The sequence below is a fragment of the Endozoicomonas sp. ALE010 genome, assembly GCF_049310165.1.
Lineage (GTDB): Bacteria > Pseudomonadota > Gammaproteobacteria > Pseudomonadales > Endozoicomonadaceae > Endozoicomonas.
In genome coordinates this window covers 32445-44330 of record NZ_JBLYNV010000031.1, presented here as the reverse complement: position 1 = coordinate 44330, position 11886 = coordinate 32445, and the positions used below count along the sequence as shown (strand labels likewise).

Sequence of the window (11886 nt, the reverse complement as noted above, 5' to 3'; positions counted from 1 at the left end):
TTCCACGATTTTCAATTGGTTGTGTTTTTGGACGAGAACTAACTACAGTCTTTAACTCTAAAATTGGACAAAGCGATGGAAAGTGTTTTGAAGGGTTTCATGAGTGATGTCTGGGGCAACACAGCAAATGTCCCCGTAAATGGCGGCATCGGTAAGAATGACGACGGATATAACAGAGGACAGCTGGATGGGCGTTCACTGGTCAGAACCCAGTGCAACCCGGAATGCATCATTGAAACGCCTGACGATTTACCGCAGAAGTTAAGAAGTCTTGGCCTGCGCGAATGTGCATACGGGCAATCGACACTGCCATTGATTCGTCCGGACATGACCACCGCTATCCAGAAGGGCAATACCGAACTCCTTAATTACCTGATCACCACCCGCCCCGGCCGACCTGCCCTTAATAGCGCCCTGCACGAAGCCGCCAAATGGGGGCAATTGCATTGCCTTGAAATTCTCGTCGCAGCGGGAGCAAACAACCTTGACGATGCTCTGCTTACTGCCGCCGGGCACGGGCACATACTCTGTCTTAGTCGTCTGATCCAAATGGGAGCAAAAGACCTTAACGGTGCCCTGCGTGAAGCCGCCGGGCAGGGGCAAACCTGGTGCCTTAAACCCCTGATCAATAACGGAGCAAAAGATCTTGATGGTGCCCTGTGCACTGCGGCCAAACTGGGAAAAGATCAGGCCCTTTTACTCTTGATCAAGGAGGGAGCGAAAGACCTTAACGGAGCCTTGTATCCCGCTTTCCTGGCGAACAACAATAAGGTCCTGAACGCTCTGATTGCTAATGGTGCGGATATTACTTCCTTAGTGCACAGTGCTGCCAAAACTGATTCCATGGAATATCTGAATGACCGGGTCATCTCGACATACATCAATGCTACCGATGAGAACGGCAGAACACCGCTGCACATCGCCGCTGTCATGGGCCATGGCAAAAGCCTGGAAAAGCTGCTTAAAACCAATGGAGTGAATATCAATATCGCTGATAAATCGGGCCTTACGGCTCTCCACCTGGCAGTCCAACATAATCGCACTGAGACCGTCATGAGGTTACTGACCACTGACGGTATTAACGTCAATAAGAAGGATAAAAATCGCTGGAATGCTCTCCACTTTGCTGTCAAATATGCCAACATAAATATCGTCCGGAAGTTACTGAACACTGACGGCATCAAGATCAATGAGAGGGTTGGACTTTTCAACAATACAGCCATCCTGCTTGCTGTCAAACAGGGCCGTGCAGATGTCGTCACGGAATTACTGGCGGTTAAAGGCACCAATTTCAATCAAATGGACTTCAATGGTGATACGGCTCTTCACCTGGCTGCCAAACGAGATGATGCAAAGATCGTCAGGGAGTTGCTGAAAGCTGTCGGCATCCGGGTCAAAGCGAAAAATAAATGTGACGCTACACCTCTAAGCCTTGCTGACCGTGACAGTGAGTGTAGGGAGCTTATTAAAGCCTTTTTAAAAAGGAAATAACCATTAACGCAATGTTAAAGGTGAAATCTCGCCTGCATTACTATTTCTGAAATAGCAAGGGAAATAGGTTTTGTCTGCTATCATCCTGCCATTGCAACAAGTGGAGCAGCCTGTCTCCACTTTTTTTAGTCTGGCTCTTCCCCGGCGAGGCTGTCAGAATTTACTCATTGACAGTAGGGCCTGTTGATAATTCATCACAATCATTGGCTTTCCTCTCAGGAGCTTAACTTTTGAAGAAGCGTATTTTCACGCCAGATATTTTTGCGCAGTTCACATCCCGCTTTTCCATCCGAACGCAGTTAATGGTCATCTTTGGTCTATTGATGGCCACGCTGACGATTGGGATGTCGCTGGTTATCAGCAATGAGATTGATTCATCAAGCCAGCACCAGGCGGACAGTATCGGTCAATTATTGAGTGAACAGACTGCCAGCGCCGCGACCGATATGCTGGTCACCGGAGACAGGCTCAGCCTCAATGTTCTGCTCAGTCAGCTGGTGCAGAACCCTTATGTTGCCGAAGCCAGTATCTACAGCATCGATAACCAGAGAATTGCCAAAGCCATTGCCACAACGGCGGACGAAGGCATCAGGCATCCGGTGTATTCATCACCCATTCATTACCAGGATGTAATTGCCGGTTACGCCCGCTTATCACTCAACGAAGGTCTGCTCAGCCAGAAACCCAAAGAAGCCCTGTTCGTGATTATTGCTATCAGCTTGATACTGCTGCTGGCCGGGCTGATTTTTCTGCACCTCTATGCCTCCGGCCTGGCGACTCAGCTGCGCCTTATTGAACGACAGTTACGTTCCATTCTGCCCACAGGGAACCCAATCCCGCCGATCACTGGCGAAATCACCCGGCTTTCTGTCTTTGCCGAGCAGCAGCTGCTTGAAAAGAAAATGGCGGAGCCGGAAGAGAGTGTTGAAGAGCAGCAGGAAACGTCGATGATTGCCGCAATCAAAGTCAAAAACCTGGGCAGGCTTCAGCAATTGCTAGCCCCCAGAGACTTGCAGGATATTCTCCGCACTCACAGCCAGATCATCAGCGAAGCTGCGGATTATTATGGTGGCGAGGTAACCTATACGCCAGAAGGGAATGCCTATCTGCGGTTTTCCAGCAAAGAGAGCCCGGCATTTACCTCAGATGCTCTATTCTGCTGTCTGATGATCGAAGTGCTGGCTGAAAAAGCCGGAGCAATCAATATTGCCAAAACACATATTGGTATTGGCCTGAGCGTCAGTGATCAACAGGCAGAGTTCCCGGAAGAGCAACACCCGGCCCTGGGTGACAGTGCCGCCAGCCAGGCACTGACTCTGGCTAACCTGCCAGATATGGATGGTATTTATATGCGCCGGTCAGAAGCCAGCTGGCTTCCCTCAGACCTTCCGGATTTTGCCGCCCTGGACAGTGAAGTCATCAATATCAAAGGCATCAAAAACGAGCTGGCCAATGAATTGAGAGGCCAGATTTTTGAGATGGAGTCCATTCTGGAATTAAGAGGCTGTTTTAAAACGACTTAAGCATCCTGCGGGTTATCCACCAAATGTTTAACAGAAATTTCAAATATTTTGCGGCAGGATCTACTCCCGTCTGCTAGGTTTATGGTGTTTTGGAATAGTTACGTTAAGAATGAATATATGAACTCTGTTACTGGTTCAGGAGCTGTTCAGCCCGCCCCTTCTTCGCAAGATCTACTGGAGTCTAAATCAAGCTCTGGAACATACCTCTGTTATGGCAGGCTGGTATCAGCCATGCCGTCCGTGCTTCCTTCTTGTTGTAAAAGTGAACCGTTCCATCGCTATTATGTTGACAGCCCGGTTTACAAGCCGACAACAGTCGCAGTAATTACCTCTCAGCCACTGGGTTCTGAAAATCGTGGCCAGGTGTAAATGGAAGCTCTCTGTAAATGGTAAATGGAAGCCCTCCGCGAGGCACCCTGATAAGCAATCCTGGTCAAATTCTCATCTCAATCCCCCGGGCAGCCATATACTCCTTGGCTTCAGGAATAGAGTATTGCCCGAAATGGAAAATACTGGCGGCCAGTACCGCATCCGCTTTACCTTCTTTTATGCCTGCCACCAGATGATCCAGGTTACCCGCACCGCCGGAGGCAATGACCGGAATACCCACTGACTCCGAGATAGCCCTGGTGACGCCCAGGTCGTAACCATTTTTGACACCGTCCTGATCCATACTGGTCAGCAGTATTTCACCTGCTCCGAGGCTCTCCATTTTCAGTGCCCACTGCACAGCATCAAGGCCGGTAGGCTTGCGCCCGCCATGGGTAAAGATCTCCCAGCGGTCTGGCTCACCGGGCTGGCTCACTTTCTTGGCATCAATAGCCACGACAATACATTGCGAGCCAAAACGGTCAGCCGCTTCCTGCACAAATTCAGGATTGAAAACCGCCGCGGTGTTGATGCTGACTTTATCCGCACCCGCATTAAGCATGGTGCGGATATCTTCCACTTTGCGAATACCACCGCCAACGGTCAGCGGGATAAATACTTCACTGGCCATACGTTCAACGGTATGCACCGTTGTCTCCCGCCCCTCATGGCTGGCGGTAATATCAAGAAAGGTTATCTCATCAGCGCCCGCTTCGTTATAACGCCGGGCAACTTCCACCGGGTCACCAGCATCCCGAATATCGACAAACTGAACGCCTTTAACCACCCGCCCATTTTCGACATCGAGACAGGGAATTATTCTTTTAGCCAGTCCCATGACTTCAACCTTTCCAAACGCTTGTTAATTGGCCAGACGCAGCGACACCGGGTAGCGGTAAAACTCTCCACTGCCCGCCTTCATCGCTGCCCTGACCATAAACACCAGAACCACTATGATGATCACTGGCACCAGTGGTAATAATAGAAACCCAACCAGCATGAACTTGAGGATAACCCAGAGAGTCGCCAGCAGTGTGATGGTGATCTGAAAGTTCAGGGACTCTCTGGCATGGTGCTCAATATAGAGCGACTTGTCCCGTTTCATCAGCCAGATCACCAGCGGTATGGCAATATTCAACCCCGGAACCATAAAGCCGAACAGAGGCAGAAGATGCGCCAGTACGGCCATATTTTTATCGTCCCGGTTAATATCGGGCCTGTTCATTGGCGGGATACCATAATCATTCATCGCAGTAACGTTGCGCTTCGTTCAGATTGAGTGTCCCTTCGTAAATGGCACGACCGGTAATCGCACCGGCAACCCCTTCCCCGGCAACGGCTTTCAGGGCACGTATATCGTTCATATCAGTGATACCACCGGAAGCAATCACAGGAATCGCCATGCTGTTGGCCAATTGCCGGGTTGCGGCAACATTGACCCCCTGCATCATGCCATCCCGGGCTATATCGGTATAGACGATGGCAGAGACACCGTCCTGCTCAAACTGACGTGCAAGGTCTACAGCCTGGGTGTCGGTGACTTTTGCCCAACCATCCGTTGCGACACGGCCATCACGGGCATCGATACCCACGATTACATGGCCGGGAAACGTCTGGCAGGCTTGCCTGACAAAGTCAGGGTCGGTTACTGCTTTGGTACCGATAATCACCCAGGAAACACCAGACTCCAGATAGGCTTCTATTGTCGCCAGATCACGAATACCCCCACCAATCTGTACGGGCAAATCAGGGTACTTTGCGGTGATACCACGAACCGCATCGGCGTTCAGGGGCTTGCCGGCAAACGCCCCGTTCAGGTCAACCAGGTGAAGCCTGCGGCAACCGGCATCCACCCACCGGCTGGCCATGGCAACCGGGTCATCACCAAAGACCGTGGCATCCGCCATTTCCCCCTGACGCAGCCGGACACAGGCACCATCTTTCAAATCGATTGCAGGAATGATTAACATCGTTATGGCTTCCATGTTAAAAAGTTTTCGAGCAGCTGCAGTCCATTGGCGGCACTTTTTTCAGGGTGGAACTGCACAGCGACAATATTGTCATGACCAAGGGCGACATCGAAACCAAGACCGTAGTCACTTCTACCCACCACCATCGCGGCATTGGCAACACGGGCATAGTAGCTGTGCACGAAATAGAACCGGGCATTGTCTACGATTCCCTGCCAGAGAGGATGGGAGGGTTCAGCCTGACGGACCGGGCTCCAGCCCATGTGGGGAACTTTCAATCGAGCGCCTTCGCTATCCCGAAGGTCTTTCCCAAAGAACTTTACCTCACCGGAAAACAGGCCAAGGCACTCAACCCCGCCATTCTCTTCGCTATGATCGAGCAGTACCTGCATACCCACACAAATACCCAGCAAGGGGCGGTTGGCTGCCACCTCTCGAACCACTTCATCAACACCATGACGCCGTATCTCCGCCATACAGTCACGGATTGCCCCTACGCCGGGAAGCACTGCCTTATCGGCAGCCAGTATCTGCCCGGGATCGGAGGTAACAATGATTCGGGTATTCGCCTCGGCAACATGTTCCAGTGCTTTACTGACGGAGTGAAGGTTGCCCATCCCATAATCAATGACAGCGACCGTCTTCATGGTTACAACGACCCTTTTGTAGAAGGCATCTGGCCCGCCATGCGCGGATCCAGGGCAACCGCCATCCGTAAGGCGCGGCCAAAGGCTTTAAAGACGGTTTCTATCTGATGATGGGCGTTGCGTCCCCGCAGGTTATCAATATGCAGGGTGACACCGGCGTGATTCACGAAGCCCTGGAAGAATTCATAGAACAGGTCAACGTCAAAGCGGCCGATCATTGCACGGGTAAATTCAACATTAAATTCCAGACCGGGTCGCCCGGAGAAATCGATAACGACTCTGGAAAGCGCCTCATCCAGGGGCACATAAGCATGCCCGTAACGATACAGCCCTTTTTTATCACCAATGGCCCTGGCAAAGGCCTGACCCAAGGTAATGCCGATATCCTCAACGGTATGGTGATCGTCGATATCATTATCACCAACAGCCTTGATATCAAGGTCAATAAGGCCATGGCGGGCAATCTGATCCATCATGTGGTCAAGAAAAGGCACCCCTGTATCAAACGATGCCTTGCCAGTACCATCCAGATTGATGGCCACACGAATCTGGGTTTCCAGGGTGTTTCTTTCAACACTCGCCTTGCGCTCAGCCATGAACTTCTCCGGTTGGATTGTCATCTATTCTGTTTGCCGGGATATTATGGTGAGCATTATATAGAGACTGTTAACTGCTCGCTAGGAGGCTGTAAGAGGATATTCTTTATTGGGACCGGACCTGTTCATAAAGATTACCTTCCAGGCTTTCCAGAAGCTTATCCACCTGCAGCCTCTGGATTTGAGCCGGTTTTGCTTTCAATGGGTGTAACCGGTCATTCACCCAGTGTGATGACCAGTTCCAGGTCGTAGTCACACACTCCCGGGCGAAGGATTCAAGACCAAACCGATCCGCCTGCTCAAGACATCCCGTGAGAAATTCATCCACATCGGACATCAGGATCGGATAGCTGCCTGCGGGTTTGCTGCTGTATTTATTCTGCGTCTGATAGAGCCAGAACTGGCTATTCTCCGGGATGTTCCCGTTACTCATGGAGGTTAATCGCTCGGGGTTGACCAGCACACGGCAGGTCAGTTGCTGCTGACGATCTATGGACTTGATCTTATTGGTTGGCATGGAAATCAACACACCATTAAATCGTCCGCCAACCAGCGGTATAACCCCCAGCTCAGTCACCTTGATAGTGTTATCCTGACGGGTTCTGGTCTGCCACCCTCTTCTGAATCCATCAACCCAGACCGGAACCTCAGGCTTAAACCCGATATTGGTTGATTTCCTGGCCTGCTCATAAAGCAGGCTACCATAACCGACAATGTACTGAGACTTTGCCTTATCAAACGCAGGGAAGCATTCATTGGCCATGCTGATGACAGGCGCTATGCATAAAATATTCAGTAACCCCATCAGCCAAATTACATTGCCTGGTAATTTGAAAGCAGGGTAATTCACTTTTGACATTTTTTTTCCTCAACAACCTTTCACTCAATCTGAGGAGACCGCCAACCTTTGTTTACACTATTAAAGGCTGGTTTTTTAGATAATCTAATAATCAATTAATGGATAAGCTCGTTTTTTCCAGACTCAAAAAAAACCAAAAAGTGAATACCCTTTGTTTTCCCGAAAAAAACAACTCCGCCGTTAACATAATAGCTCTCTTTATAAGAATCGAAATATTCACAAAAAAATATTTAATAAAAAATTAATTTTTATAAGGGTTGATTTTGTTTACTAGTCAGGTATTGTTGATTTGAACCAAGAAGGATCTGATACCATGTCCGGTCGATTGTTGTTTAAGGAAAAACAACTCAGGCTTTGTGTCGTGGCCGCTCTGACGTCAATTGCTGCACCTGTTGCAGAGAGTCTAGTATTGCCGCCAAAACCTCTGGCTTCGAATATTTCCTGGAACTGCCAGTCAGGCATTAATAATGATTGGCTATGCAACGGCATAAGCAGACAGTTTTATAAAACCGAACCTGCTCAACAGTATGCCGGATACTCCAGGCAAAAACAGTCTGATGAACAACAGCTTTATGCTGAATCCTATAATTCATTATCTATTGAAGCTCGAAACTCAGAATCACTTGTCAGTATTCTGGATGCTCCGAGAGATCATTACGTGCTTCAATGGATGGCAGCAAAAGAGCGTGAACAGCTGGAGGCGCTAAAGCAGCGCTACCCGGTATTAAAAAACGCGACCATTGCTGAATACAAAAGATCAGGCACAGTCTGGTATGTGCTTCTGGATGGCCCATATCCAAGCCATATTGCCGCCATGGCGGAACTGGATTCACCGCCCAGATCCCATATGGCCAGAGAACTTTACCCCTGGACAAGATCGCTGGCCAGTATTCATAAACTGGATATTATCAGGCCGAATTACCCGGTGGAACAGCTGGCCGACCGCTATCAGCCAGAATATCCCCCAGAGCTGTCCATGCGCGACAGCAACAATGCGCCTATTAACTACGATATTTCCTATAGTACAGAGCAAAGCCGTCAACCTTCACAATATCAACGGCAGCCCTCTTATACTCAGCAACCGGAAACATCGGTCATCCGTCGTGATAATAGCTACCCATTGGCTGAGACAGGTTATGATACTGGCCAGCCGCCTGAAATAAATACTGTGTCTTATGGCAGTGAGTTCGAGGGCCAATCCTACTCCGGCTTATCCAGTGATCAAAACTACCGGATTCTGCCAGAGCAGGCTAACCCGCAGGAAATGTATGTCAGTATCTCACCGGCCTATCGCAGTAGAATTCCTCAGCAACATACTCAGGGGAGCCGTGTCGACTACAACACGCCAAACGCGCCTGTTGCACCAGCCCCTGAATACAGACAACCCCGGAGTTATGAAGAGTCGGAACCCTCTCGTCCGGCAATGAATGTTCTGACCGCCAATCCAAAGAGTTATACGATTGAATGGATGAATGCCAGTAGAAAAGCATCACTTGAACGGGCAAGGCTTCGTTACAGCGAATTGAAAAATACCCAGATCATCCACTACCAGAGACACAGCAGGAATCGCTATGCCCTGGTCAGTATGCTGTTTGTGAATCGTTCCCAGGCTCTGGATGCTCTGCTCACGCCTTCACTGTCAAGAGTGTCGGCACGTTTCTCGCCAAAAGTCAGACAGGTCGCCTATTTGCAGTCCCTGGTCGGTTCAACCCCGCAGGCTACCCATGCGTGGGCCAGACCCGTGACAGAGCCGTCTATTGATAGACGCCAATGGATTAGTCAGGAAGACCCCGGCGACAAGACCTATATTGTCCATCGTGAAGACCTTAACCGACAGCCAGTGAAGGCAAGGTTAGTGAGTTCAAACGACGCTGGTACACCGACAATGCACAGACCAGCGGTTGTTCATACGATGCCCAACAGAGAACAACCTCTCCACCCGGGTTATCAGCCGGACAACAACTACCAACACTATGAACAGCCGGACCCTCACAATCCTGTGAATGAACTGCTGAACAGCCCTGATGACAGCTATACCATTCAGTGGTTCGCAGCCAGTAACCGGCAGACAATTGACAAGTTGAAACAGCGTTTCCCGGAGCTGGCTTCAGCAGTCACTGTTCATGTTCAGCGCAACCAGAAGGACTGGTATGTTCTGGTTCAGGGAAAATACAGAAACAGTCAGGAAGCCATCAGGGCGCTGAAGTCCCCGGCAATGAAAAACATTGCCCTGATACTTCATCCATGGACCCGTCCGGTGGAATCACTGAAAAAGCTGCAAATCGCCAGCCTCTGACGCAGTTCCCATTTCCGCAACAAGCCTGTTTTACCCTTGATGACGTTAAGTATCAGGGTAAGATAGGTGTCTTTTATTATCACTCTTCCATAGATCCTGAGGATTCCCATGAACCGCATTCTCAAGTTCATTGCCGTGCTGCTGGCGGCGGTGGTTTTGCTGGGTGTTATCGGTGCGGCACTGCTGCCACGCGTTATCGACCCCAACCAGTATCGCGATGAAATCACCCGGCTTGTTTATGAACAGTCGGGACTGAAAGTCAGCATTAACGGGCCCATTGGCTGGTCAATCTTCCCCTGGGTTGGCCTTTCTCTTGAGGATGTATCCGTCGCAGGGGCCAATAATTCACACTTGGCGCAGCTGGGCTCCGCCGGAGTCAGTGTGAAGTTGATACCCTTAATCAGTAAACGCATTGAAATGCAGACCCTTGAGCTGACAAGGCTGGAATTAACGCTGGTCAAAAATACCAGAGGCCAGGGCAACTGGCAGGTCAGTGCGCCAACGCCCACTGAACAACCCACGCCCAGGGGACAGGAGCCATCCCCGACGCCTGAGTCAGAACCTGCCTCGCCTGTCAAACTGGATATTGCCAGTGTCAACGTCAGTGGACTGCTGATCAGCTACGAAGACCAGGTTTCCGGGCAGAAATACATGATTGACCAGGCCAGTTTAACCACTGGTGCCATCCGCAATCAGCAGCCTTTTGACTTTCAATTAACAGCCCACATCACCATTCCTGACCTGGTGGTAAATTCACTGATCAGTGGCAAGATGACGTTTAATCTGGAAGCGGGTCATTATGACATCCAGAACCTGAAAGTCAGTGCCACACCGGATGTAGAAAAAGGTGAAAGCCTGAGTATTGTGGGTAATGTTCAATATCAGCAAACACCCATGCTGGTTAAGGGCAACCTGGATGTTGCCGAGTTTAACCTTGCCAATCTGCTGAACCAGATCAAGGTGCAACTCCCTCCCATGTCAGACCCAAAAGCCTTGAACCGGCTATCCTTTGACAGTCATTTCAGCACCAATGGTGAAAGCCTGAGCGCAGATAAGCTGCAACTCCAGCTGGACAGTTTTACTCTGGATGGCAATTTCAGGATGAACAGCATTGACCGGGGCGATATGCAGTTCAGCTTTACCGGCAACGACCTTAATCTGGATAACTATCTCCCCCCAGTCACGGATAACGCAGAAGTGCCTGATGAAGAGCAACCCGCTCAATCGGGCTCAGAGCCACCCGCATCCGGTAAAGAGCATCCTCTGATTCCGGAAGCCATGCTGCGCGGCCTTAACCTTGACGGGTCAATGAAGCTGGCCTCTCTCACCGTGGCCAAATTCATTTTTGAACAGCCGTCTGTTTCGATAAAAGCAGCCCGGGGTAAGCAGGAAGTAACCATTGGTTCCCGCTTTTATCAGGGCACTATTGATATGACGTCTAACCTGGATGTGCGTCGGTCAGGCAAGCCAAAAATGGCAGCATCGGCAGAGCTGAAAAATATCAGCCTTGAAGCGTTATCAACCGCTATTCCTGATCTTGCCTCACTGAAAGGCGATGTGAATGCGGGTATGAAGGTCCATACACAGGGTCAATACGCCAGTGTTCTCACCAAAAACCTGAATGGCAACATTGAATTCAAGATTGATAAAGGCGCATTCACTGATGCCAACTTTGACAAACTGGTCTGTGAAGGCGTTGCCAAAGTGCGTAAGAAAGAGCTGAGAGCGACGGATTGGGGCACATCTACCGAGTTTACCGACCTGAGCGGCAGTTTCGTCATCAAAAACGGTGTTGCTAAAAACGACAACCTGATTGCAGCGCTCGCTTATATGAACCTGAAAGGTGATGGCCAGGTAAATCTTGTGGATCGACAGCTGGATTATCGTATGGGTCTCAACATTCGTGGCGAAGAAGCACCAGACAGTGATCCTGCCTGTCAGATCAACAAGGATTACGTCAATGTCACCTGGCCTGTCCGTTGCCACGGTGATCTTGGTGCCCTGAAATGTGGCGCAGATTTCAGACGACTGACTGAAACCATTGCCGAAATCGCTGAAAACCGCCTTAAGCAGAAGATAGAAGACAAGGTGCAGGGACCTGTTAAAGATCTGCTCCAGGGCTTCTTCAAATAAAA

At 50.1% G+C, this 11886-nt stretch carries 10 protein-coding genes; 4 read left to right on the top strand and 6 right to left on the bottom strand.

Annotated elements, in window-relative coordinates:
- Window positions 1–99 precede the first annotated feature (99 nt).
- Window positions 100–1491 carry an ankyrin repeat domain-containing protein gene (locus tag ACO6UY_RS13930; protein ID WP_422490305.1) on the top strand — a complete coding sequence of 464 codons (1392 nt, stop codon included), beginning with the start codon at window positions 100–102 and terminating at the stop codon, window positions 1489–1491.
- A gap of 230 nt (window positions 1492–1721) precedes the next feature.
- Window positions 1722–3014, top strand: a complete 1293-nt coding sequence (locus ACO6UY_RS13925; protein WP_422447795.1) for an AhpA/YtjB family protein — start codon at window positions 1722–1724, stop codon at window positions 3012–3014.
- Between the two features lie 433 nt (window positions 3015–3447).
- On the opposite strand, the gene hisF is transcribed toward ACO6UY_RS13925, so the two are convergent.
- The 6 genes from hisF to ACO6UY_RS13895 form a co-directional block, all read right to left on the bottom strand.
- Window positions 3448–4221: an imidazole glycerol phosphate synthase subunit HisF gene (hisF, locus tag ACO6UY_RS13920; protein WP_422447797.1), complete on the bottom strand. Its 774-nt coding sequence runs from the start codon at window positions 4219–4221 to the stop codon at window positions 3448–3450.
- A gap of 24 nt (window positions 4222–4245) precedes the next feature.
- Window positions 4246–4608, bottom strand: a complete 363-nt coding sequence (locus ACO6UY_RS13915; protein ID WP_269671794.1) for a DUF4870 domain-containing protein — start codon at window positions 4606–4608, stop codon at window positions 4246–4248.
- A 16-nt stretch (window positions 4609–4624) separates the two neighbouring features.
- Complete coding sequence (hisA, locus tag ACO6UY_RS13910; protein ID WP_422447801.1) at window positions 4625–5353, bottom strand: 1-(5-phosphoribosyl)-5-[(5-phosphoribosylamino)methylideneamino]imidazole-4-carboxamide isomerase; 729 nt, start codon at window positions 5351–5353, stop codon at window positions 4625–4627.
- Window positions 5354–5355: 2 nt separating this feature from the next.
- Window positions 5356–6000 carry an imidazole glycerol phosphate synthase subunit HisH gene (gene hisH, locus ACO6UY_RS13905; protein ID WP_422447803.1) on the bottom strand — a complete coding sequence of 215 codons (645 nt, stop codon included), beginning with the start codon at window positions 5998–6000 and terminating at the stop codon, window positions 5356–5358.
- A gap of 2 nt (window positions 6001–6002) precedes the next feature.
- A complete protein-coding gene (gene hisB, locus ACO6UY_RS13900) occupies window positions 6003–6596 on the bottom strand; it encodes an imidazoleglycerol-phosphate dehydratase HisB (protein WP_269671797.1) in 594 nt (197 codons plus the stop codon).
- Window positions 6597–6702: 106 nt separating this feature from the next.
- Complete coding sequence (locus tag ACO6UY_RS13895) at window positions 6703–7455, bottom strand: hypothetical protein (RefSeq protein ID WP_422490303.1); 753 nt, start codon at window positions 7453–7455, stop codon at window positions 6703–6705.
- Window positions 7456–7768: 313 nt separating this feature from the next.
- Between ACO6UY_RS13895 and ACO6UY_RS13890 the strand changes: the two genes are divergently transcribed.
- Together ACO6UY_RS13890 and ACO6UY_RS13885 are read left to right on the top strand one after the other, a co-directional pair.
- Window positions 7769–9751, top strand: a complete 1983-nt coding sequence (locus ACO6UY_RS13890) for an SPOR domain-containing protein (RefSeq protein WP_422447807.1) — start codon at window positions 7769–7771, stop codon at window positions 9749–9751.
- Window positions 9752–9859: 108 nt separating this feature from the next.
- The gene (locus ACO6UY_RS13885; RefSeq protein ID WP_422490301.1) at window positions 9860–11884 is read left to right on the top strand and encodes an AsmA family protein; all 2025 of its coding nucleotides are present in this window, start codon (window positions 9860–9862) and stop codon (window positions 11882–11884) included.
- The last annotated feature ends 2 nt before the right edge of the window (window positions 11885–11886 follow it).